We start from the raw sequence: 20,320 nt of genomic DNA on the forward strand, positions 1-20,320 counted from the left end.
TCAGTTCCCTTCCGGGGCGCTGGTGGGGCGGGCGCGCACGGTGACCTTCTCGATCGGGAGGTCGGCGGACTGCTCCGGGGTCAGCGCGATCACCCGGTCCACGTAGATGCCGGGCAGGTGGATGTCGTCGGGGCCGAGCACGCCCGGCTCCACCAGTTCGTCCACCTCCGCGATGGTGATGCGGCCGGCCATCCCGGCCAGCGGGTTGAAGTTGCGGGTCGACTTCTCGAAGCGCAGATTGCCGTGCCGGTCGCCCACGGCGGCACGGACCAGCCCGAAGTCGGTGCGGATCGCGGTCTCCAGCACGTACTCGCGGCTGCGGCCGAACACATCGAACGGGCGCAGCTCCTTCGGCGCGCTCTCCTCGGCCACCGAGCCGTCGGCGGCGTACCGGATCGGCATGCCGCCGTCGGACACCGCCGTGCCGGCGCCGGTCGCGGTGTAGAAGGCGGGGATGCCGACGCCGCCGGCGCGCAGCCGCTCGGCCAGGGTGCCCTGCGGCGTCAGCTCGACCTCCACCTCGCCGCCGAGATACTGTCGGGCGAACTCCTTGTTCTCACCGATGTAGCTGGCGATCACGCGGCGGATACGGCCCGCGGCGAGCAGCTCGCCCAGTCCCCAGCCGTCCACGCCGCAGTTGTTGGAGACGACCTCCAGGCCGCCGACGCCCCGCGCCAGCAGCGCCCGGATCGTGACGATCGGGACGCCGGACAGGCCGAAGCCGCCGACGGCGAGCGAGGCGCTGTCCGGGATGTCGGCGACCGCGTCCGCAGCCGACGCGCACGTCTTATCCATCTGTTTCCTCCGTGAAGATGTCCCGCATGATCGCGAGGGCCCCGTTGGCGGCGGGCAACCCGGCATACAGGGCGGTGTGGTGGATGACCTCCGCAATCTCGGTGCGGGTCAGGCCGTTGCGCAGGGCCGCGCGGATGTGCATCCTGAGCTCGTTCTCGTGCCCGCCGGTCACCAGGCTGGCGAGGGTGGCGATCGATCGCTGCTGCCGGGTCAGCTGCGGCCGCGCCCACACCTCGCCCCACGCGTAACGGGTGATGAAGTCCTGGAAGTCGGCGGTCTCCGGCGTGATCGCGGCGGTCGCCCGGTCGACGTGCGCGTCGCCGAGCACCGCGCGGCGCACGCGCATGCCGCGCGCGGCGACCGGCTCCCGCTCCGCCGTGTCGCCGGTGCGCGCGAACAGCGCCGTCAGGAGCGCCGCGGTCTCGGCGGGGTCCTCGAGCGGGACGAGGTGGCCGGCATGCGCGAGGTCGACGAACCGCGCGTCGGGGAGGGCCGCGGCGAGCTCCGCCATCGACGCGGAGGTCGCGACCTGGTCGTGCGAGCCCGCGACGATGAGCGCCGGGGTGCGCACGCCGGCGAGCACGTCGCGCCGGTCGAATCCGCCGAGTGCCTCGCAGCAGAGCGCGTACGACTCGTCGTCCACGTCGAGCAGCGTCCGGAGCGCGCGGCCGCCGGGCCCGTCGGGGTGTGCGTCCAGGTAGCCCGGCGCGAACCATCGCTGGGCACTGCCTGCCACCACCGAGGCGGTGCCGGAGGCGCGCACCTGCGCGGCGCGGTCGGCCCAGCCCTCCGGCGTGCCGATGCGCGCTCCCGAGCAGAACATCGCCAGGCTGCGCACCCGCTCCGGGGCGGCGAGGGCCACCTCCAGCGCGATCGCGCCGCCGAGCGAGTCGCCCGCGACGTCGAAGGCGCCGCCGCCGACCTCGTCGACGAGCGCCAGCACGCCCTGGGCGAGCTCGGCCATCGTGAACGGCTCGTGCGTGGCCGGGGACGCGCCGTGGCCGGGGACGTCGACGCGCAGGATCCGCGGGGACCCGGCAGCTCCGGACAGCCGCGCCACCACGCCGTCCCACAGCTCGGTCGTCGTGCCGAGGGAGGGCAGCAGCACCAGGAGGCGCGACGTGGCGGCCGACGGGGAGGCGGCGGTCATCGAGCCGCGCAGGCGGGGAACGGTCACGGGATCACCTCTCGGTCGTCTCGGTCCTGCGCCGTGCGGGCCCGGTAGCGTGCGACGGCGGCGTCGGCGACGTCGCCCGCAGCAGCCAGGTCGTCGGCGTCGGCGTCGACTCCGGTCCCGGCGTTGTCCGCGACCACCAGGTCACCGACCGCGTGCGCGAGCACCTCCGCGCTCTCGACCGCGATGCGGAGCAGCCCGCGCCAGGCCTGCCACTCGGCGTGCCACTCCCCTGCGGGGCGCGCGTCCGAGCTCAACGCGGCCGTATGGATCGTGGCGAGCAGGCCGGGGGCGCGGAGGCCGTTCGCGGTGAGCAGCACGGCGTCGACCGGGTTCTTCTTGTGCGGCATCGCCGACGACCCGCCGCCGGTCGCCGGGAGCAGCACGCCGTCCCTCGCGGCCAGCGCGAGGTCGCGGCCGATCCGGCCGGCCACGGCGGCGACGAGTGCGGCGCCGTCCGCGACGGCCAGCACCGGGGTGCGCTCGGTGTGCCAGGCACGGCCGGGATCGGTGAGCCCGAGGCGGGCGGCGAGCGCGGCGCGGAGGTCCCTGGGCGCGTCGGAACGGGCGGCGAGCCGGCCGAACGCGGCCCCGGTCCCGACGGCGCCGCCGAGTTGGACGGGGAAGTCGAGGCGGTCGAGCGTCTCGAGCGCGGACACCACCGCGTCCAGCCAGGACCCCACGAATGCTCCGAGCGTCGACGGCTCCGCGGGCTGGGACAGCGTGCGGACCAGCAGCGGCGTCGAGCGCGACGCAGCGGCACGGGCGGCGAGCTCCGCCGCGGCGGCCGCCAGCGCGTCGCGGGCGCGGGAGAGCGCGTCCCGGGAGACCAGCATCAGCGCCGAGTCGACGATGTCCTGGCTGGTCGCGCCGCGATGGACCCGCTCCGCCTCCGCTCCCGCCTGCGCGCGCAACTGCGCGACCAGCGCGATGACCGGCACGCCCGCATCGCGCGCTCCCGCCGTGAGTCGTTCGCGGTCGATCGCGTCCGGGTCGAAGGCGAGCGCTGCGTACCCGGGCCGGGCCGCCCTGCCGTCGAGCTCGTCCCAGGCTCCGGCCAGGGCCTCCTCGACGCGGACCAGGGCGGCCAGCACACGATCGTCGCCGGCCGGAACACCCACTGAGCCGGCCGGCTCGAGGAGACCCCAGTCGAAGGGTTCAGCCACGCCCGTCTCCCACGAAGTCGAGGAAGACGGTCTCGCCCTCGCCCTGGAGCCGGATGTCGAAGCGGTAGCTGCCGTCGCCGTCCGGCGTCGCGATCAGGGTGCTCCGCCGCTCCTCCGGCACGCTTGCCAGGAACGGGTCGCCGTCCTCCAGGTAGGCGCGCGTGAAGAGGTGATGCAGCAGGCCGCGGGCGAACACGGTCACCAGCAGGTACGGCGCGCGCCCCGGGGACGGAGCGCCCGGCCGCACCGTCGTGAACGAGTAGTGCCCGGCCCGGTCGACCGCGGCGCGCCCGAAGCCGGTGACGGTGTAGCCGTCGCGCTGCAGGCTGCCCCGGCGGGCGATGGGCGTCCCGTCCTCGTCGGCGCCCCAGAGCTCGAGGATCGCGTCGGGAACCGGCTCGCCGTCGCCGTCGAGGACCGTGCCGTGCAGGCGGATCGCGCCCTCCCGCCACGGCGGCGCGACCTCGGGACCGCCGTCGTAGGGCAGCGCGTAGCCGAAGAACGGCCCGACGGTCTGCGACGGGGTCTGGAGATACTGCTCGTGCTGTTCAGGCATGCTCGCCCTCCTCCGGCTCCATCCAGGTCGCCTTCCCGCCGGTCAGGACGATGTCCCACCGGTAGCCGAGCGCCCACTCCGGCTCGCTCACGTCGTGATCGTACGTGGCGATCAGCCGCTCGCGCGCGGCCGGATCGGCGATCGACTGGAAGATCGGGTCGAGCGCGAACAGCGGGTCGCTCGGGAAGTACATCTGCGTCACGAGCCGCTGCGTGAACTGCGAGCCGAACAGCGAGAAGTGGATGTGCGCGGGCCGCCAGGCGTTGCGGTGGTTGCGCCACGGGTACGGTCCCGGCTTGATGGTCACGAACCGGTACGAGCCGTCGTCCCCCGTGATCGCGCGGCCGACGCCGGTGAAGTTCGGGTCGAGCGGGGCGGGATGCTGGTCGCGCTTGTGCACGTAGCGGCCGGACGAGTTCGCCTGCCAGATCTCCACGAGCTGGTTGCGCACCGGCCGTCCTTCGCCGTCGAGCACCCGGCCGGTCACGATGATGCGCTCGCCGAGCGGCTCGCCGCTGTGCTGGATGGTGAGGTCGCTCTCCTCCGCCGCGACGTCGGAGTGCCCGAACGCCGGCGAGACGAGCTCGATCTCCTCCGGGTCCGCCCGCACCAACTCGTGGGTGGGGTGCCGCAGCCGCGAGCTGCGGTACGGTCCGAAGTCGCGCAGCGGATGCACAGGCAGGGGACCCGCCGCGGCGGCTGCGGCGTGCGCGGCCGCGATCTCCGCGGTGATCTGGTTCTGCGTCGGTTCGTTCGTGGCTTCAGCGCTCATCGCATACCTCAGAAGGGAAGGCCGGCGTACTGCTCGGCGAGAGCCGCCTGAGCGTGACGCGATCCGGTGGTGTACTCCAGCTGACCGAGCTGGCTGCGGTAGCGGAAGGCGCGGGCGGCCTCGTCCGCGACCTCGCGGTGGACGTGCAGCATCTCCGTCATCCACTGCGAGAACTGCTGCACCTTCCACTGGCGGGCGAGGGCGGAGTCGCTGTAGCGCTTCAGGAGCGCGTCGTCGCCGCGGAAGTGCGCGGCCAGCGAGCGCCCGAGCAGCGCGACGTCGGCGATCGCCGAGTTGAGGCCCTTCGCGCCGGTCGGCGGGACGATGTGCCCGGCGTCGCCGACGAGGAAGAGGCGCCCGTGCTCCAGCGTGGAGGCCACGAAGCTACGCATCGGCGTGATGGACTTCTCGGTGATCGCGCCCTCGCGCAGCGTCCAGCCGGGCACGCCGAGGCGGGTCTGCAGCGCCTCCCAGATCCGCTCGTCCGACCAGTCGTCGACCGACTCGCCGGGATCGACCTGCAGGTAGAGGCGCGAGACCTCCCGGGAGCGCATCGAGTGCATCGCGAAGCCATCCGGGTGCAGCGCGTAGATGAGGTCGTCCGTCGAGGGCGCCACGTCGGCGAGGATGCCGAGCCACGCATAGGGGTAGCTGCGCTCGAGGGCCTGGACGCCGGGGATCGCCGGGCGGCAGACGCCGTGGTAGCCATCGGCGCCGACGACGATGTCGCAATCGATGCGCTCGCCCTCCGGTCCGCCGATCGTGACGAAGGGCGCGTCGGTGTCGATGTCGTGCGGCGTGACGCCGTCGACCTCGAAGCGGACGTCGGAGCCGATGCGGTGGTGCTCGGCGAGCAGGTGCCGCACCAGCGCCTGCTGGCCGTACACGGTGACGGTGCGGCCGACGAGGTCGACGAAGTCGAGGTGGTGGCGCTCGCCCTCGTACTGCAGGTAGATGCCGTGGTGGGTCAGACCGCGCGCGGCGAGGTCGGCATCGAGGCCGAGCTCGCGAAGGATGTCGACGGAGCCCTGCTCCAGGACACCGGCGCGCACGCGGCCGAGCACGTACTCGCGGCTCTTCTGCTCGAGGATGACGAAACCGACTCCCGCTCGTCGGAGGATGTGGCCGAGCAGGAGTCCCGCGGGCCCGGCCCCGATGATGGCGACCTGGGTTCGCATGTTCCGCCTCTCGCGTCGGTGGGAAGGTCGTCCCATCCTCGGCGAAGTGCGGTGGCGTGAGGACGGGGTTTCCATTCAGTGGAAGCCTTTCCCTCTCGAGATCACCCTTCCTCTGGAGATCACCCGCCGCTACTCGAAGTCGGAGCCGAGTGCGGCGGAGATGCCGCGCGCCGCCATCCGCACGCCGAACGCGAACTGCGGCTCGGCCGCCCGGTCGGCGTGCGCGATGATCGACACCGCCGCGACGACGTCCCCCGTCGCGTCCCGGACCGGCGCCGCGACCGAGAACGCGCCCTGCGTCAGCTCCTCGACCGACTGCGAGACGCCTGTCGCACGGATGCTGGCGAGCCGGGCCCGCAGCTCCTTCTCGCGGGTGAGCGTGTTCGGCTGGAACTTGCGCGGGCGCTCGGCGAGCAGGTCGGTCAGCGTGCCGTCCGGCGCGTACGCCAGCAGGACGAGGCCGACTCCCGTGGCGTGCAGCGGAAGCCGCGACCCGACGTCGCTGATCACCCGCACGGCGCCGGGGCCGGACAGCCGCTCCAGGTAGACCGCGCCGAGCCCGTCGCGCACGGCGAGGTGCACGTGCTCGCCCGTGGCCTCCAGGAGGTCCTGGAGGTAGGGCATGGCGGCGTCGCGGAGCCGGCGCGCGGTCGGCTGCCGCACGCCCAGCCGCCACAGCTTGATGCCGACCCGGTAGCGGCCGTCGTCTCCGCGCACCAGCCCGCCCCAGGAGACCCACTCGGCCAGGAGCCGGTGCGTCGTGGAGACGGGGAGGCGGGCGCGGCGGGCGATCTCGCTGAGGGTCAGCTCGTCGCCGCGCTCGAACGCATCGGCGATCGCGAAGACGCGTTCCGCGACACTGCGGTCGTCCTGAGCTCCACCGGCCATGCGGTCAGCTTAGGGCCGCGGCACCGGGCTTGATATGTAGGTTTTTTCCTACGTATACTCGGCGCATGACCAGTTCGATCCCCGCGCTCCGCATCCAGACCGTGACCATCCCCGTCGCCGACCAGGAGCGGTCGCTGGCGTTCTACCGCGACGTGCTCGGCTTCGAGGTCCGCGCCGACGCCTCCTTCGGCGACAGCCGCTGGCTCGCGGTCGCGCCCGCCGGCAGCGGCGTCGACTTCACGCTGCACCCGCCGTTCCCCGGCCAGGCGGCCCCCGGCTGGCAGCAGGGCATCGTGCTGCACACCGACGACATCGCCGGCGTCGTCGCCGCCCTCCGCGCCGCCTCGGTGGAGGTCGCCGACCCCGAGCAGGTCGGCTGGGGCGTCCAGACGCAGTTCAGCGACCCCGACGGCAACGGGTTCGTGCTGCTCCAGCAGGGCTGACGTGCCGACCAGGGCGAAGGACTCGGCGGCCGATCAGCTGTTCGGCGCGCTGGCCAACCCCACCCGGCGCGACATCCTCGACCTCCTGCTCGACGGCGAGCGCAGCGCGGGCGAGATCGCGGCGCGGTTCGCCATGAGCCGGCCGTCGGTCTCCGAGCACCTGCGGGCCCTGCGGGACGCCGGCCTGGTCGCCGAGCGTGCCGCCGGGCGGCAGGTGTTCTACGCGCTGGTCCCGGAGCCGTGGACCGAGCTGCGGGACTGGCTGGCGCCGCACGAGCGGTTCTGGCGCGAGCGGATGCGCCGCCTCCGCGCGACGCTGGACGCGCTGCCGGACGACCAGGAGCCCGGCGCCGAGCCTCACGACCATTCCGCCGACGACCACTCCCCTGCCGACCAGTCCAGCCACGACCCCGAGACGGACCGCACATGACCGACCTGACCACCTTCGAGTTCGACGAGTTCCTCCCGCATCCGCCGGCGAAGGTCTGGCGCGTGCTGAGCGAGCCCGACCTCCTCGCCGGCTGGCTGATGCCGCACGACGGCTTCGCGCCGGTCGTCGGGACGCGATTCGCCTTCCGGACCGAGCCGGTGCCGCAGACCGGCTTCTCCGGCCTGGTCGACTGCGAAGTGCTGGAGGTCGCCCCCGGCCGGCTCCTGAGCATCTCGTGGTCGAGCGAGGGCACCGCGCTGGACACCGTCGTCACCTGGGAGCTCGTGCCGGAGGGCGACGGCACCCGCCTGCTCCTGACGCAGTCCGGCTTCGACCTGGACGACCCGGCGCAGGCCCGCGCGTTCCAGATCATGAACGGCGGCTGGCGCTCGCACATCTTCCGGCGGATGACGGCGGCGCTCGACGCGCTGTGAGGGACGGTCAGGCCCGCGTCGTCGCCTCCGCCGCGCGGCGGTAGACGTTGATCACGACACCGGACGCCGTCGAGCGGGACTCCACGAGCGCGAGCCGCGTGGAGGGGAATCCGTCGCCGAAGAGCTTCTTGCCGACACCGAGCACCAGCGGGTGCACCAGCAGCCGGTACTCGTCGATCTGATCGTGCTCGGCGAGCGTGCGGATCAGCTCCGTGCTCCCCCAGACCCGGATCTCGCCGCCCGGCTCGCCGCGCAGCCGCTCCACCGCTCCGGGGACGTCCGGGCCGAGCAGGTAGGAGTTCTTCCAGCCGACCTCGGTGAGGGAGCGCGACGCCACGTACTTGGGGATGCGGTTGTACCGCCGCGTCAGCTCCCCCTGGAACCCGTCGGCGTCCTCCGGCCAGACCCCCCACGAGCCGGCGAAGATCTCGTAGGTCCTCCGCCCGAGCAGCAGCGCCTCGGTCTTCTTCTCCCACTCCGCGATGGTGCCGTCGCCGTCGTAGTCGAACTGCCACCCGCCATGCTGGAAACCGCCCTCCGTGTCCTCCTCGGGGCCGCCCGGCCCCTGGACGACACCGTCGAGGGTGACGAACGACTGCACCACGATCGAAGACATGCGGGATCCTCCTGCCGGTTCGGGGTCACTCCCCGTCTACACCCCGCGGAGGGTGGAGGCAACAGGTGGCGGCCACCAACCGATCGATGCCCGGGAGCAGCCGTTCGGTCGATCCGGCGGGACGGCCCCACGGCGAGGCTGGGGACATGACCGAGACCACCACTTCCACCACCGCCGCCGTGCTCGCCACGGCCCGCCGCGCGGCCCTCCGCCCGGTGCTCGTCCTGCTGGGCTGCTTCGTCGCCCTCTCCGCCGCCTTCCTCGGCTCCCTCCCCGTGCTCGCCGCCTTCGGCGTCGCGGTCGACATCGCCATCTGGATCCGCGGCTCGTTCGTGCTCGCCAGCGCCGTGCTGCTGCTGATCTTCGCGATCGCCGCCGCGCGCGGCTCGCGCAGCGCCCTGCTGCGGCTGCGGATCATCGCGCCGATCGTGCTCGCCGCGATCGTCGTGATCGTCTCCATCCCCGGCTTCCTGCCCGACTGGGTGCGCCTCGAGCAGGCCGTCTGCGGCGCGCTCGTGCTGCCCGTCGCGATCATCGTCAACCTGCCGAGGACGCGGGCGCTGTTCCCCGCGAAAGCCGCGAACGCGTAGGGTCTGAACGTGATCGATCCGCGCTGGAGGACCGTGCTCACGGTCACGCCGTACGTCGTGCTGGCGGTGCTGGTCGCCTTCACGCTCGGCGTGCAGTGGGGCGACTGGGCGAAGCTCGTGCCGACGCTCGCCCTCTCCGCGCTGACCGCCGCGTGGATCCTCGCGCTGCGGCTCCTGCCGGCGCGGATCCAGGAACGCCCGGTCGTGATCGCCGTGTTCATGGCCGGGCTCATCGCGCTCAACCTGGCGCTCGTCCTCCGGGACGGTTGGTTCGGGTTCCTCGCGATCGCCACCTTCACCTTCGCGTACTCGATCGTGCCGTGGCCGTGGGAGCTGCTCGCGGTCGGCGCGACCGCGGTGGTCGCGGGGATCGCGCAGAGCTCCACGCTGCGGTTCGACCTGGCCGGGATCGTCGGGATCGCCGGCATCCTGCTGCTCAACGTGGTCGCCATGTGCGGCCTGTCCTGGTCGCTCCGGCTCACCGAGCGCCAGGTGAAGCTGACCGCGACGGAGGTCGAGCGGTCGCGGATGGCGCGCGAGATCCACGACACGCTCGCCCAGGGCTTCGCCGGGATCGTGACCCAACTCCAGGCGGCGGAGCAGGCGCCCGACGACGCCGGGCGCGCCCGCCACACGGACGCCGCCCTCGCGCTCGCCCGCGACGGGCTCGCCGAGGCGCGGCGCTCGGTGCATGCCCTGCGCCCCGCCGCCCTGGACGCGATGCGGCTGCCCGAGGCGATCGGCCAGCTCGCGCGTGCCTGGTCGGAGCGCACCGGCATCCCCGTGGACGTCACGACCACCGGCGACGCCTCCGCCCTCCCTACGGACGTGGAGGTCGCGCTGCTGCGGACCGCGCAGGAGGCCCTCGCCAACGTCGAACGTCACGCCGGTGCCCGGCGTGTGCGGCTGACACTGCGGACCGACGCCACCGGCACCCGCCTGGAGGTGCGCGACGACGGCCGCGGCTTCGACCCGGCGGCCCGCACCGCGGAGCCCGACCGGCCGGAGGACGGCGGCTACGGCCTCGTCGCCATGCGCGAGCGGATCGAGTCGGTCGCCGGCGGCCTGGTGGTGGAGTCCCGTCCCGGCCACGGCACCGCGATCCGCGTGCAGGTGCCCGCGTGAGCGCCCCGGCCGCCCCGGTGCGGCTGCTCGTGGTCGACGACCATCCCGTCGTCCGCGACGGCATCGTCGGCATGGTGGCCTCCGACCCCGGGGTGGAGGTCGTCGGCGAGGCGTCCGACGGCGCGGAGGCGGTGCGGCTCGCCCGGGTGCTGCTGCCGGACGTGGTGCTCATGGACCTGCGGATGCGCGGCATGGACGGCGTCGCCGCGATCCGCGAGCTCACCCGGCTCGGCCTCCCGAGCCGGGTGGTGGTGCTCACCACCTTCGACGGCGACTCCGACGTGCTGCCCGCGATCGAGGCGGGCGCGACCGGCTACCTGCTCAAGGACGCGCCCCGCGAGGACCTGCTGCGCGCCATCCGGGCGGCCGCGGCCGGCGACGCCGTGCTCGCGCCCTCGGTGGCGTCGCGGCTGGTCGGCCGGGTGCGGACGCCGGAGGCGAACCTGCTGTCGCCGCGCGAACTGGAGATCCTCGCCCTTGTCGCCGACGGCGCGACCAACCGCGCCGCCGGCGAGCGCCTCCACCTGAGCGAGGCGACCGTGAAGACGCACCTGCTCAGCATCTACGCCAAGCTGGGCGTCGGCGACCGGGCCGCGGCGGTCGCGGAGGGATTCCGGCGGGGACTGCTGGACCTGTAGCCGCGAGGCTCGGGTTGCGGTGTTCGGCGGATCGGGGGTTCTGCCGCCGCGCCGGAACGGGTAGGACGGATGACATGGACATCGTGCTGGCCGTCCTCGAGCGCGGCGACGTCGCGTACGAGATCGAGTTCGAGCGCACGAGCGAGCCGCCGTTCGAGCTGCGGGTGCCCTCCCACATCGGGGGCGCCGCGGTGGTGGACGTCTTCGACCTGGTCGACGCCAGCGAATGGCCGGTGCTGCTGCGCTACGCGTTCTCCGAGTGCGTGCCGGCGGTGATGGGCTCGCCGGACGACCTCAACGCGGAAGACCTCGGCGAAGTGGACCACTGAGCGCGGCGCCGCACCGCCCGGGCTCACCCGCTCAACGCCGTGACCGGAGGCGTGCGCGCCGCGCGGATCGCGGGGTAGAGCCCGGCGGCCGCCCCGATCGCGAGCGCGGCCGCAGCGGCGATCCCGAGGAGCGCGGGAGGGATGGCCACCGGCCAGCCGTTCGCCAGCGCGAGGATCGCGGTCGCGGCAGCCCCGAGGGCCACGCCTCCCGCCGCTCCCATCGCGGAGAGCAGCAGCGCTTCGACGAGGAACTGCCGCCGGATGTGGCTGCGCGTCGCGCCGAGCGCGCGGCGGAGGCCGATCTCGCGGCGCCGTTCGAGCACGGAGATGATCATCGTGTTCGCGACCCCGATCCCGCCGACGAGCAGCGCGACCGAGCCGAGCCCCACGAGCAGGCCGCTGAAGGCGTCGTCAGCGGCGGCCTTGGCCGCCAGCGCGTCCGAGGGCCGGGAGACCGCGACCTCTGACGGCACTTCGGGATTGACCGTCGGCGGCAGCAGAGTCCGCACCTCGTCGATCCGCGACTCGGCCACGCGCTGATACACGACCGTCGGTGAGCCGTCGTGGTCGAACGCGGTCGCCGCGATCCGCTCGCCGATCAGCGCGGACGTGTCCAGGTCGGGCACGAGGGCCGAGGGAGCGAGGATGCCGACGACGGTGAAGGAGCGGCCGCCCAGCCAGACCTGGCTGCCGACGCTGACGATCCCGAGGCGCCGGGCGGCCTCCGTCCCCAGCACGACCGTGGGGAAGCCGTCCGTGGCCCGGTCGAGCCAGCGACCGGCCGCGAGCGGTGTCGCCGTCACCTCGAGCAGGTCGAGGTCCGCGGCGTGCACGCCGATCCCTCCCGTCGCACGCTCGTCCGACAGCGGACTGCGCAGGACGTCGACGGGGAGGACGCTGGTCGCGCTAACCGACTCGACGGCGTCCAGCATGCCGACCTTCGCGACGGTGTTCGGCGGCAGTTGCGCCTCCTCCCCCATGAGCCCGGTGTTCGCCTTCGCCTCCAGCAGGTTCGTGCCGAGCGCCGCGAGCTGGTCGTCCAGCCGCGCCTGGCTGGACGCCGAGACGCCGACGACGGCGACCATCGCGCCGATGCCGATGGCGATCCCGAGCGCGGACAGTACGACCCGGAGCGGACGGGTGCGCAGTCCGCTCGCACCCAGCGCGAGGCTGTCCGCGAACCGCAGGCGCGAGCGCGGAGCCTCGGCCTCTGTCCCCGACACGGATCCGGTCGTCGTCATGGCCGTACCTCCTCGCTCCGGGTGTCTTCGCGCACCCGCCCGTCTGCGACGACGATCCGCCGCCGGAACCGCTCCGCCATCCCCTGGTCGTGCGTGATCACGATCACCGTCGCGCCCGCGGCGTTGAGGGATCGGAGCAGCTCGAAGATCTCGGCGCCCGTCTCCGAGTCGAGATTCCCGGTCGGCTCGTCCGCGAGCAGCACCAAAGGGTCGCTGACGAGCGCGCGGGCGATCGCCACTCGCTGGCGTTCCCCTCCGGACAGCTGGTGCGGCCGGTGCCGCGCACGATCCGCCAGCCCGACCCGGGCCAGCGCGGACCGCGCCCGTTCCCGCCGGCCCGCGCGCGGCACCCCCGCGTACAGCAGGCCGTCGGCGACGTTGTCGAGGGAGGTGGCGCCCTCGCGCAGGTGGAACTGCTGGAAGACGAAGCCGATGCGGCGCGCGCGCAGGCCGGCCAGCTCGTCGTCCGCCAGGGAGCCGACGTCTCGTCCGGCCACCCTCACGGTTCCCGCGGTGGGCAGGTCGAGCGTGCCCATGAGGTTCAGCAGGGTGGACTTGCCCGACCCGCTCGCGCCGACGACGGCGACGAACTCGCCTTCCTCGATGGTCACCGACACCCCGGCGCACGCGAGCGTGGCCGGAGTTCCGTAGGCGCGCTCGACGCCGCGCAACTCGATCACGGCGCTCATCGTTCCGGCACCACGACGCGGAGGCCCTCGCGCACTCCGTCGCCGGAGATCTCGACGCGGCCGCCGGCGAACAGTCCCGTCGTCACCGGCAACCGGCTGGTCGTCCCGTCCTTCGCCAGCACCTCGACGCCGAACTCGTCGCCGGAGAGCGCCAGAAGCGCCTCCACCGGCACCGAGAGCACGTCCTCGCGCCGTTCCGTCGGGATGCGGAGCGTCACGTTCGCCCGGTCGACACCGTCGGCGTCCTCCGCCCGGTCCAGCTGGATCTCGATCGGAACGACGGTGGAGGTGCGGCCGTTGTTCTGGCGCTCCGTCGGCTGGCCGACCCGGTAGAGGACGCCGGTCGTCCGCCCGCCCGCGGGCAGTGCGATCGTCACGGCCGCGCCGGGCACACCGAGGCGCTGGTCGCCGAGCTTCAGGTCGGCCGTGACCAGCCGGTCCCGGCCGGTGACGACGAGCGCCGGGGAGGCGGCCCCGACGCGCTCCCCAACCGAGGTCTCCACCGACGCGATCCGGGCGTCCGCCGGGAGGAACACGACGCGTCCGAGCTCGATCCGCCCGGTCTTCTGCTGGCCGGTCGCCGACTGCCAGGCGCGCACCGCCGCGACCGTCCGGGCTCCGTAGTCCCCGTCCGGCTCACCGGCGAAATGACCGAGGGCGCCGAGCGACTCCTGCAGCTGCCGGACGTCCGAGCCTGCCGTCATGCCGGGTTCGAAGTCGCGCCAGGCCGGGCGGGCGCCATGCATGAGCGAGACGCGGGTGTCGTCGATCCGGAGGAGCTCGTCGCCCGCGGCGACCCGGTCGCCCGGCTCGCGCACCGCGGTGACGATGCCGTTGAGGCCGGCGGCGACGTTCCGGGGCCCGGCGTAGTCCAGCACACCGGGGACCGTGTGCGAGCCTTCGAGCGTCCCCCGCTCGATCGTCACGCTGGCCGCCTTCGGCCGCGGCGCCGGGTCGGCCGGGCGTTCGGCGAGGGGCGCCGCGGCCGCGACGGCGGCGACCACTCCGAGCGCGCCCGTCGCCGCGAGCCACCACAGCCTCCGCCTCCGCCTGCCTGTGTGCTGCTCTTCCTGCGTATCCGTCGACGTCATCGTGCGCTTCTCACTGCCCCGGCGTCGCTCGGCCACCGGCCCCGCACGCCTGCAGCGCCTCATCCGAGGCGTCGGCGGGGAGCTGCGGCGCTTCGCCGGGCCGGGGGTCGGGCATGTCGTAGCCGCGCTCCCGATAGCACCGGGCCATCTCACGACCCGCGTCGAGCGCCATCCGCTCCGCCTCGGACGCCTCCTCCGCGGTGGCCGCCGGCGGATTCCCGAGCTTCGCGCGGCACGCCCCCGCCGCGGCCATGAGGGTGTCCTGGTCGGCGTCGGTATCCAGAAGCGCTCCGCCCGCGGAGCCGGGGTCGCGCGCGTCGATGCCGTTCTCCCGCATGCAGTGCGCGTACCGGAGCTGCCAGTCCGAACGTGTCATCGCGTTCGGCGTGCCCGTCGCCTGCGGCCCGGGCACGGGCTCGGAGCCGGCGCAGCCGGCCAGCGCGGTCAGCGCGGCCAGCGCGATGGTGAAACCGAGGGCGAGGGCCGGAGGTGTACGCCTCCGTCGTCTGGTGATCGTCACGGTCGGGTGTCCTTTCGTCTCATCGGGCGTTGCCGAACGAGTGGCCAGTCCACCAGCCGGGACGTTAAGCCGGCGTTCGGCGGATTCTTTACGCCGGCTTGACGACGGCCGTGCTTGACTTCCCCGAAACGGATCGGGGGCCGGATGCGCACGCTCATCGTGGAGGACGAGGCCTACCTCGCCGACGCCATCCGGACCGGGTTGCGCCGCGCATCCGTCCCGGCGGACATCGCGCCCGACGGGCAGACCGCCCTGGAACTGCTCGCGGTCAACGACTACGACATCGTGCTGCTCGACCGCGACCTCCCGCTGGTCCACGGCGACGAGGTGTGCGCGTGGATCACGGCCAACCGTCCCGGCTGCCGCGTGCTCATGCTCACCGCCGCGGGCGGGCTGGACGAGAAGGTCGAAGGATTCGAGGCGGGCGCGGACGACTACCTGGCCAAGCCGTTCGAGTTCCCCGAGCTGGTCGCCCGGGTGCGCGCCCTCGGCCGTCGCACCGGGCCCGCGCATCCGCCGACCCTCGAAGCCTTCGGCGTGCGGCTCGACCCGTTCCGCCGCGAGGTCTACCGGGACGGGAGGCTCGTGCGGCTGACCAACAAGGAGTTCTCCGTGCTCCACCTGCTGCTGCGTTCGGAGGGCGGGGTGGTCAGCGCGGAGACCCTGCTCGAGAAGGCCTGGGACATCAACGCCGACCCGTTCACCAACACGGTGCGGGTGACCATCTCTACGCTGCGCAAGGGATTGGGTCGTCCCCGGCTCGTCCACACTGTTCCGGGCGTTGGGTACCGGATCGGCCCGCCGGAATGAGTCCTCCGCCGACGCGGGGCGATGGTGCGCGGCCCTCGGCGGAGGGACGGTCCCGGCTCCCGTCCCCGACGATCCGCGCGCGGCTGATGCTGACCTTCACCGGCGTGGTCGCTGCGGCCGGCCTGATCATGGCCGCAGCCGTCTCCCTGTTCATGCGGACGGTGCCGTCGTACGTCGCGACCGGGCGCAGCAGCCTCCGCGGCGACGAACCCGGACCGTCCGCCCTCCTGTCGCTGAACTCGCCGGAGGAGATCCTCAACGCGACGCTCGTCGTCTCCCTCGTGGTCCTCGTCCTCCTCGTCGGTGCCGGGGCCGTGCTGTCCTGGGCCATCTCGTCCCGCCTCCTCCAGCCGCTGACGCGCATCAACCGGGCCGCGCAGCGGGCGGGCTCCGGGGACTTCTCGGAGCGGATCGACCTGAGCGGCCCGCGCGACGAGCTGCGCGACCTGGCGGACACGTTCGACGCCATGCTGGACCGCCTCCACCGGACCTTCGACGCCCACCGGAGGTTCGCGGCGAACGCCTCCCACGAGCTGCGGACACCGCTGGCGACGACCCAGACCCTGCTCGACGTGGTGCTCGACGACCCGGACGCCGACGCGGGGGCGTTCCGCCGTGTCGCGGAGCGCGTCCGTGAGACCAACCGGCGCAGCGTCGAGACGGTCGCGTCGCTCCTTGCGCTCGCCGCGATCGGGCCCCGCCCGCTGACGATGGAGGAGGTCCGGCTGGACGCGGTCGTCCGGGAGGCCATCGAAGCCGCCGGCCCGGAACTGGAGGCTCGAGGCATCCGGATCGCGGTCTCCCTGCACAACGTCGCCGTCGCCGGCGAGGCCACGCTCATCCGGCGCGCGGTGTCGAACCTGGTGCTGAACGCCGTCCGCCACAACCTCGAGGGAGGCGAGGTCGTCGTCCGCGTCGCCGTGAGGGACGGCACCGGCGAGCTTCGCATCGAGAACACGGGTCCGGTGATCCCCGCGGACCGGGTCGAGGACCTGCTCGAACCGTTCGCTCGCGGGGCGGGGCGGACCGGCTCCGCGGCCGAATCGGTGCGCGGCCACGGCCTCGGCCTCGCCATCGTGTCAAGCGTGGTCGAGGCGCACCGGGGAACGCTGCGGCTCGCACCACGACCCGGCGGCGGGCTCACCGTGGTCCTCGCCGTGCCCGTGTGGGCGTCGCCGGCTCAGAACAGGAACAACTGACCCATCACGAGCACCAGGATGAGGAACACGACGACCACACCGCCGATGATGACGAGGGTTCGCCCCGACATCCGCGCGATCCCGAACCCGACGAGGAACGGCAGCGCCAGGCAGCCGAGCGCGATGATCCACCAGAACGCCTGGAACCCGGCCTGCGACGCCGACGCCAGCCGCTCCCCGAACAGCTTCTGCGTGGCCGGATGCGTGGCGAACGCGATGCTCGCGGAGAGCGGATACGCGATCAGGACCGCCGTAATCAGCCCGGCGAAGGCACCCCACATCCCCCGGTGAGCGCCCAGGTGCAGCGTCTCCTCCTGATGCGGCGCCTGCCTGCTCTTCGTGCTCATGGCGCACATGATAGCCAGCGCCGCGCCGCGCAGGGCACCCCCGGGATTCCGCGCATCCCATCCGGGGCACGCCGCGCCGAAACAGGGTTTACTGTACGGTCTACTCTGCGGTTACTCTGGAAGGGTCACCGGCGCCGCGCACGCAGTTAGGGGGCGTCTCGCCACGCGCCGGGGTCTTACCCGAATGCCGTGTGGGAGTGGGGGAGCCACTCCCATACGGCCGTGGGTGGGTGAGCCGGAATTCTGCTCCGTACGGTTGAAGTGCCGACTCGGAGGCGCCGCGCACCTGACGCTTGGCGCTATTCTGTCGCCATGAGCGCGCAGCAACGCTAGCCGCACCCGGCGGCCGGCGACACCGATCAGGGAGTCTCCCATGACGACTGCGCTCAACGACCTTCTTTTCCGCATGGTGTACGGCGAACGCCTGTGCACCCCGCCCTCGCGCCTCCGTCGCGCGTTCTGCGATTCACTGTTCCGCGCCCTCGGTCATCGGGCCTGCTGCCGCCTGCCCGAGTGGACGGCGCACATCGGTCAGCGGTGGGACAGCTTCGACGTCGCCCCGTGGAACCTCTACAACCTGCTCTGGGCGGCCCAGACCTGGATCCGCCAGGGCATGACCCGGTAGCGGCCGATGACGAAGGGGGCCGAGCGGTGGCCGGCCCCCTTGGTGGCGGCGTCCGTACGGCGCCGCTTTCCGGCTGCGCCGCCGGCCCTCACATCGCCAGCACGACCGTCCGCCCCGCACTCCGTGCCTCCGCCGCCCGGTGCGCGTCCCACACCGCACTGAACGGGTACACCTCCGGCTCGAACGCGCGGAGCCTCCCCTCCGCGACATCACCCAGCAATCCGGCGAGCATCCGCCGGTACTCCACCCGCTTCCGCAGCACCCAGAACGGCACCGAGCACACCACCTCGCGCGGGTGTGCTCGGCTGCGGACCACCGCCGCGGCCGTGCCGCGCAGCGCGTCGCCGCGTTCGTGGCCGGAGCGGCCGGCGAACGCGGTCCGGACGACGACGCCGTCCGGTGCGACCGCCTCCCGTACGAGCGGGGAGCCGGTGTGGTCGATCGCGGCCTCCACGCCTCCGCCCGTGCGCTCGCGCACCTCCGCGGGCCATCCGGGGTCGCGGTAGTCGACGAGGGTGAGCCGCGGGTCGCCGTCCGCGAGGCCCGGCGGCGGTGTCGTCCCGGTGCCGAACAGCGTCCTCCCGTCGCGGAGGGCGAGCTGGGCGGCGAGCGCGCCGACCGCGCCCGTGATCCCCTGGATGAGGATGCGCGGCGCCGGCCCGGCGTACCGGAGGGCGAGCGCCGCGGTCACGCCGTTGAGCGGGACTGTCGCCGCAGCCTCCGACGAGAGGGCGTCCGGGACCGCGACCAGGTAGGTCGGCGGCAGCACCAGCAGGGTCGCGTGCGCTCCCATCCGCGGGAGGACGCCGGCGACGCGCGCGCCGGTGCGGAGGCCGAGCGCGACCGACACGGCGGACTCCGTCTCCAGCACCCCGACGAAGTCGTAGCCGGGGACGAAGCCCGGCACCGGCTGGAGCACGTAGCCTCCCCGCCGGGCCAGCACGTCCGTCGCGCCGAGGGCCGCGTGGGTGACGCGCACGAGCACCTCGTTGCCGCGCGGCGGACGCACCCGCTGGCGGGCGATCCCGATCGCGGACGCGTCACCGAAGCGGACGACGCGGGCCGCCGCGCGCTCCGTTGGGCCGCCCATCGCCGTCAGCCGGCGCGTCGCTGCAGCAGGCCGGCGCGCTCGGGGTGCGCGTCGAACCATTCCGCCACGTACCAGCACATCGGCACGATCCTGCGGTCGGAGCTGCCCTCGATGTCGTCGACCGCGTAGGCGACCAGGTCGGCCGCGTACCCCTTGCCGCGGTGCGCGGGCACCGTGAACGCGCGGGTCAGCGAGATGGACTCGCCGAGGACGCTGTAGTCGAGGACGCCGACGAGCTCGCCGTCGATGCGCATCGCGTAGCGGCCCGCGTCGGTCTCGTTGCTGAACTCCGTCGCCATGGGCCCATCGTACGTCCGTCGCGCCTCCCCGTCAGGAGAGGTATCGTGAACGAGGTGGGACCCGAACCCGCACCGTTTCGGGCTCCCGCGCGCACTCCGCGATGAAGCCACAGCAGGCCAGGCCGCGTGCGATGACCGTCGCCCGCGAAGCGCACCCGAACCTGGAGCCGCACCTGTGACGTCCGACACCCCGTCGCCCTCGCTTTCCCCTGCCCACCAGTCCCTGCTCGAGCAGGTGCCGATCGGCGAGCACTCCGTCATCGACGCGGAGGTCGTCGACTACGAGCAGGAGGGGCTGCCACTGCAGGGCTACCTCGCCAGGGACGTCCAGGCCGACGAGCGGCGTCCGGCCGTGCTGATCCTGCACGACTGGCACGGCGTCGGCGACAACGTCCGCATGCGCGCCCAGATGCTGGCCCGGCGCGGCTACGTCGCCTTCGCCGCGGACCTGTTCGGCGCGGACGTGCGGCCCAGCGGCGAGGAGGCGCCCGCGGTGGCGCAGCAGTACTACGAGGACCTCCCGCTGCTCCGCTCGCGCGTCGCCGCCGGTTTCAGCTGGCTGCAGCAGCACCCCGCCGTCGATCCGGCCCGCTTGGCGGTGATCGGCTACTGCTTCGGCGGCACGGCGGCGCTCGAGTTCGCCCGCACCGGAGCGCCGGCCCGCGGCGTCGCGTCGTTCCACGGCGGCCTGATCGCCCACGACCCGTCGGACGCGGCGGCGATCGCGGCCTCCCTGCTGGTGCTCAACGGCGGAGCCGACCCGGTCGTCCCCGACTCGGCGGTCGCCGCCTTCCAGGACGAGCTGCGCGCGGCTCCGCACGTCGACTGGCAGCTCACGACGTACTCGGGAGCCCCCCACGCGTTCACGATCCCCGGGACGGACCGGTACCGGCCGCTGGCGGATGCCCGCAGCTGGCGAGCGCTGGTGTGCTTCCTGGACGAGGTGTTCGCGTGACGGGGCACCCTGATTGGCGGTCTGCGAACGGGTCATGTAAGCTCTAACAGGCCCGCGCGGAGAACGCGATCGGGTCACGCGCCACTAGCTCAACGGATAGAGCATCTGACTACGGATCAGAAGGTTGGGGGTTCGAATCCCTCGTGGCGCACAGCGCAAGCTAAACACTGGTTGAGACAGTGATGTGAGGCGAAGTTCATTCTGGCGGAACGGTAATCCGATCTGCGTGAACTTCGCCTCTTTCTTGCGGTAACCGCGTATTTGGCGGAGATTCCCCAACTAGACAGTTCCCCGGCGCACGAACGCGCCTATCCTTCCAC

The 20,320-nt window shown here is 73.2% G+C and carries 26 protein-coding genes and 1 tRNA gene; 12 read left to right on the forward strand and 15 right to left on the reverse strand.

Annotated features, from left to right (window positions below):
* From HNR13_RS19270 to HNR13_RS19300, 7 genes are all read right to left on the reverse strand, one after another.
* On the reverse strand, window positions 1–795 hold the full coding sequence (locus HNR13_RS19270) for a CoA transferase subunit A (protein ID WP_179608339.1): 795 nt from the start codon (window positions 793–795) through the stop codon (window positions 1–3).
* Window positions 788–1,972 carry a bifunctional 3-oxoadipate enol-lactonase/4-carboxymuconolactone decarboxylase PcaDC gene (gene pcaDC / locus HNR13_RS22090; RefSeq protein WP_343063629.1) on the reverse strand — a complete coding sequence of 395 codons (1,185 nt, stop codon included), beginning with the start codon at window positions 1,970–1,972 and terminating at the stop codon, window positions 788–790. The genes HNR13_RS19270 and pcaDC overlap by 8 nt, the downstream gene beginning before the upstream one ends.
* Window positions 1,969–3,135 (reverse strand): lyase family protein, encoded by a 1,167-nt coding sequence (locus HNR13_RS19280; protein ID WP_179608340.1) that lies wholly within the window; start codon window positions 3,133–3,135, stop codon window positions 1,969–1,971. Before HNR13_RS19280 ends, pcaDC begins: the two co-directional genes overlap by 4 nt.
* Window positions 3,128–3,691: a protocatechuate 3,4-dioxygenase subunit alpha gene (gene pcaG / locus HNR13_RS19285; RefSeq protein ID WP_179608342.1), complete on the reverse strand. Its 564-nt coding sequence runs from the start codon at window positions 3,689–3,691 to the stop codon at window positions 3,128–3,130. The genes HNR13_RS19280 and pcaG overlap by 8 nt, the downstream gene beginning before the upstream one ends.
* Window positions 3,684–4,463 carry a protocatechuate 3,4-dioxygenase subunit beta gene (pcaH, locus tag HNR13_RS19290; protein ID WP_179608344.1) on the reverse strand — a complete coding sequence of 260 codons (780 nt, stop codon included), beginning with the start codon at window positions 4,461–4,463 and terminating at the stop codon, window positions 3,684–3,686. The genes pcaG and pcaH overlap by 8 nt, the downstream gene beginning before the upstream one ends.
* Window positions 4,464–4,471: 8 nt before the next feature.
* Window positions 4,472–5,641, reverse strand: a complete 1,170-nt coding sequence (locus HNR13_RS19295) for a 4-hydroxybenzoate 3-monooxygenase (RefSeq protein ID WP_179608345.1) — start codon at window positions 5,639–5,641, stop codon at window positions 4,472–4,474.
* Between the two features lie 129 nt (window positions 5,642–5,770).
* Window positions 5,771–6,529, reverse strand: a complete 759-nt coding sequence (locus HNR13_RS19300; protein WP_179608347.1) for an IclR family transcriptional regulator — start codon at window positions 6,527–6,529, stop codon at window positions 5,771–5,773.
* A 65-nt stretch (window positions 6,530–6,594) separates the two neighbouring features.
* Here HNR13_RS19300 and HNR13_RS19305 point away from each other — a divergent pair, with 65 nt between their 5' ends.
* From HNR13_RS19305 to HNR13_RS19315, 3 genes are read left to right on the forward strand one after another with little or no spacing between them, the layout of a single operon-like run.
* Complete coding sequence (locus HNR13_RS19305) at window positions 6,595–6,972, forward strand: VOC family protein (RefSeq protein ID WP_179608348.1); 378 nt, start codon at window positions 6,595–6,597, stop codon at window positions 6,970–6,972.
* A gap of 1 nt (window position 6,973) precedes the next feature.
* Window positions 6,974–7,402, forward strand: a complete 429-nt coding sequence (locus HNR13_RS19310) for a metalloregulator ArsR/SmtB family transcription factor (RefSeq protein WP_179608350.1) — start codon at window positions 6,974–6,976, stop codon at window positions 7,400–7,402.
* Window positions 7,399–7,836 (forward strand): SRPBCC family protein, encoded by a 438-nt coding sequence (locus HNR13_RS19315; RefSeq protein WP_179608352.1) that lies wholly within the window; start codon window positions 7,399–7,401, stop codon window positions 7,834–7,836. The genes HNR13_RS19310 and HNR13_RS19315 overlap by 4 nt, the downstream gene beginning before the upstream one ends.
* A gap of 7 nt (window positions 7,837–7,843) precedes the next feature.
* Here the strand turns inward: HNR13_RS19315 and HNR13_RS19320 are convergent, their stop codons facing one another.
* On the reverse strand, window positions 7,844–8,452 hold the full coding sequence (locus tag HNR13_RS19320; RefSeq protein WP_179608353.1) for a dihydrofolate reductase family protein: 609 nt from the start codon (window positions 8,450–8,452) through the stop codon (window positions 7,844–7,846).
* A gap of 146 nt (window positions 8,453–8,598) precedes the next feature.
* Between HNR13_RS19320 and HNR13_RS21340 the strand changes: the two genes are divergently transcribed.
* The 4 genes from HNR13_RS21340 (at window position 8,599) to HNR13_RS19330 (ending at window position 11,134) form a co-directional block, all read left to right on the forward strand.
* Window positions 8,599–9,042, forward strand: a complete 444-nt coding sequence (locus HNR13_RS21340) for a hypothetical protein (protein ID WP_218881270.1) — start codon at window positions 8,599–8,601, stop codon at window positions 9,040–9,042.
* A 9-nt stretch (window positions 9,043–9,051) separates the two neighbouring features.
* On the forward strand, window positions 9,052–10,167 hold the full coding sequence (locus tag HNR13_RS22095; protein WP_218881271.1) for a histidine kinase: 1,116 nt from the start codon (window positions 9,052–9,054) through the stop codon (window positions 10,165–10,167).
* Window positions 10,164–10,805 (forward strand): response regulator, encoded by a 642-nt coding sequence (locus HNR13_RS21350; RefSeq protein ID WP_343063630.1) that lies wholly within the window; start codon window positions 10,164–10,166, stop codon window positions 10,803–10,805. Before HNR13_RS22095 ends, HNR13_RS21350 begins: the two co-directional genes overlap by 4 nt.
* Window positions 10,806–10,879: 74 nt before the next feature.
* Window positions 10,880–11,134, forward strand: coding sequence for a hypothetical protein (locus tag HNR13_RS19330; RefSeq protein ID WP_179608355.1), 255 nt, complete (start codon window positions 10,880–10,882; stop codon window positions 11,132–11,134).
* A gap of 23 nt (window positions 11,135–11,157) precedes the next feature.
* On the opposite strand, the gene HNR13_RS19335 is transcribed toward HNR13_RS19330, so the two are convergent.
* From HNR13_RS19335 to HNR13_RS19350, 4 genes are read right to left on the reverse strand one after another with little or no spacing between them, the layout of a single operon-like run.
* Window positions 11,158–12,375: an ABC transporter permease gene (locus HNR13_RS19335; RefSeq protein WP_179608356.1), complete on the reverse strand. Its 1,218-nt coding sequence runs from the start codon at window positions 12,373–12,375 to the stop codon at window positions 11,158–11,160.
* On the reverse strand, window positions 12,372–13,064 hold the full coding sequence (locus HNR13_RS19340; RefSeq protein ID WP_179608358.1) for an ABC transporter ATP-binding protein: 693 nt from the start codon (window positions 13,062–13,064) through the stop codon (window positions 12,372–12,374). Before HNR13_RS19340 ends, HNR13_RS19335 begins: the two co-directional genes overlap by 4 nt.
* Window positions 13,061–14,155, reverse strand: a complete 1,095-nt coding sequence (locus tag HNR13_RS19345) for an efflux RND transporter periplasmic adaptor subunit (RefSeq protein ID WP_179608359.1) — start codon at window positions 14,153–14,155, stop codon at window positions 13,061–13,063. Before HNR13_RS19345 ends, HNR13_RS19340 begins: the two co-directional genes overlap by 4 nt.
* Before the next feature lie 10 nt (window positions 14,156–14,165).
* Window positions 14,166–14,675 (reverse strand): hypothetical protein, encoded by a 510-nt coding sequence (locus HNR13_RS19350; protein WP_179608361.1) that lies wholly within the window; start codon window positions 14,673–14,675, stop codon window positions 14,166–14,168.
* Window positions 14,676–14,819: 144 nt separating this feature from the next.
* On the opposite strand from HNR13_RS19350, the gene HNR13_RS19355 reads away from it, so the two are divergent.
* Both HNR13_RS19355 and HNR13_RS19360 read left to right on the forward strand, forming a co-directional pair.
* Window positions 14,820–15,485, forward strand: a complete 666-nt coding sequence (locus tag HNR13_RS19355; RefSeq protein ID WP_179608363.1) for a response regulator transcription factor — start codon at window positions 14,820–14,822, stop codon at window positions 15,483–15,485.
* Window positions 15,486–15,571: 86 nt separating this feature from the next.
* Complete coding sequence (locus HNR13_RS19360) at window positions 15,572–16,684, forward strand: sensor histidine kinase (protein WP_179608364.1); 1,113 nt, start codon at window positions 15,572–15,574, stop codon at window positions 16,682–16,684.
* Here HNR13_RS19360 and HNR13_RS19365 read toward each other — a convergent pair.
* Window positions 16,666–17,031: a hypothetical protein gene (locus tag HNR13_RS19365; protein WP_179608366.1), complete on the reverse strand. Its 366-nt coding sequence runs from the start codon at window positions 17,029–17,031 to the stop codon at window positions 16,666–16,668. The genes HNR13_RS19360 and HNR13_RS19365 overlap by 19 nt on opposite strands.
* Window positions 17,032–17,404: 373 nt before the next feature.
* Here HNR13_RS19365 and HNR13_RS19370 point away from each other — a divergent pair, with 373 nt between their 5' ends.
* Entirely contained in the window at window positions 17,405–17,656 is a 252-nt protein-coding gene (locus HNR13_RS19370; RefSeq protein ID WP_246312817.1) for a hypothetical protein, read from the forward strand.
* 88 nt (window positions 17,657–17,744) lie between these two features.
* Here the strand turns inward: HNR13_RS19370 and HNR13_RS19375 are convergent, their stop codons facing one another.
* Both HNR13_RS19375 and HNR13_RS19380 read right to left on the reverse strand, forming a co-directional pair.
* Window positions 17,745–18,746, reverse strand: a complete 1,002-nt coding sequence (locus tag HNR13_RS19375; protein ID WP_218881272.1) for a quinone oxidoreductase family protein — start codon at window positions 18,744–18,746, stop codon at window positions 17,745–17,747.
* Between the two features lie 5 nt (window positions 18,747–18,751).
* Entirely contained in the window at window positions 18,752–19,045 is a 294-nt protein-coding gene (locus HNR13_RS19380) for a GNAT family N-acetyltransferase (protein WP_179608367.1), read from the reverse strand.
* A gap of 175 nt (window positions 19,046–19,220) precedes the next feature.
* Here HNR13_RS19380 and HNR13_RS19385 point away from each other — a divergent pair, with 175 nt between their 5' ends.
* Both HNR13_RS19385 and HNR13_RS19390 read left to right on the forward strand, forming a co-directional pair.
* On the forward strand, window positions 19,221–20,000 hold the full coding sequence (locus HNR13_RS19385) for a dienelactone hydrolase family protein (RefSeq protein ID WP_179608369.1): 780 nt from the start codon (window positions 19,221–19,223) through the stop codon (window positions 19,998–20,000).
* A 78-nt stretch (window positions 20,001–20,078) separates the two neighbouring features.
* Window positions 20,079–20,151, forward strand: a tRNA-Arg gene (locus tag HNR13_RS19390).
* Window positions 20,152–20,320 lie beyond the last annotated feature (169 nt).

The organism is Leifsonia shinshuensis (assembly GCF_013410375.1).
Taxonomy (GTDB): domain Bacteria; phylum Actinomycetota; class Actinomycetes; order Actinomycetales; family Microbacteriaceae; genus Leifsonia; species Leifsonia shinshuensis.

Bases quoted from the DNA above. Each gene is read 5' to 3' on its own strand.
- HNR13_RS19270 (WP_179608339.1), bottom strand. From the start codon at position 795: ATGGATAAGACGTGCGCGTCGGCTGCGGACGCGGTCGCCGACATCCCG.
- pcaH (WP_179608344.1), bottom strand. From the start codon at position 4,463: ATGAGCGCTGAAGCCACGAACGAACCGACGCAGAACCAGATCACCGCG.
- HNR13_RS19375 (WP_218881272.1), bottom strand. From the start codon at position 18,746: ATGGGCGGCCCAACGGAGCGCGCGGCGGCCCGCGTCGTCCGCTTCGGT.
- HNR13_RS19315 (WP_179608352.1), top strand. From the start codon at position 7,399: ATGACCGACCTGACCACCTTCGAGTTCGACGAGTTCCTCCCGCATCCG.
- HNR13_RS19345 (WP_179608359.1), bottom strand. From the start codon at position 14,155: ATGACGTCGACGGATACGCAGGAAGAGCAGCACACAGGCAGGCGGAGG.
- HNR13_RS21340 (WP_218881270.1), top strand. From the start codon at position 8,599: ATGACCGAGACCACCACTTCCACCACCGCCGCCGTGCTCGCCACGGCC.
- HNR13_RS19305 (WP_179608348.1), top strand. From the start codon at position 6,595: ATGACCAGTTCGATCCCCGCGCTCCGCATCCAGACCGTGACCATCCCC.
- HNR13_RS19330 (WP_179608355.1), top strand. From the start codon at position 10,880: ATGGACATCGTGCTGGCCGTCCTCGAGCGCGGCGACGTCGCGTACGAG.
- HNR13_RS19300 (WP_179608347.1), bottom strand. From the start codon at position 6,529: ATGGCCGGTGGAGCTCAGGACGACCGCAGTGTCGCGGAACGCGTCTTC.
- HNR13_RS19380 (WP_179608367.1), bottom strand. From the start codon at position 19,045: ATGGCGACGGAGTTCAGCAACGAGACCGACGCGGGCCGCTACGCGATG.
- HNR13_RS19295 (WP_179608345.1), bottom strand. From the start codon at position 5,641: ATGCGAACCCAGGTCGCCATCATCGGGGCCGGGCCCGCGGGACTCCTG.
- HNR13_RS19365 (WP_179608366.1), bottom strand. From the start codon at position 17,031: ATGAGCACGAAGAGCAGGCAGGCGCCGCATCAGGAGGAGACGCTGCAC.
- HNR13_RS19370 (WP_246312817.1), top strand. From the start codon at position 17,405: ATGACGACTGCGCTCAACGACCTTCTTTTCCGCATGGTGTACGGCGAA.
- pcaG (WP_179608342.1), bottom strand. From the start codon at position 3,691: ATGCCTGAACAGCACGAGCAGTATCTCCAGACCCCGTCGCAGACCGTC.
- HNR13_RS19320 (WP_179608353.1), bottom strand. From the start codon at position 8,452: ATGTCTTCGATCGTGGTGCAGTCGTTCGTCACCCTCGACGGTGTCGTC.
- HNR13_RS19360 (WP_179608364.1), top strand. From the start codon at position 15,572: ATGCTGACCTTCACCGGCGTGGTCGCTGCGGCCGGCCTGATCATGGCC.
- HNR13_RS19340 (WP_179608358.1), bottom strand. From the start codon at position 13,064: ATGAGCGCCGTGATCGAGTTGCGCGGCGTCGAGCGCGCCTACGGAACT.
- HNR13_RS19335 (WP_179608356.1), bottom strand. From the start codon at position 12,375: ATGACGACGACCGGATCCGTGTCGGGGACAGAGGCCGAGGCTCCGCGC.
- HNR13_RS19355 (WP_179608363.1), top strand. From the start codon at position 14,820: ATGCGCACGCTCATCGTGGAGGACGAGGCCTACCTCGCCGACGCCATC.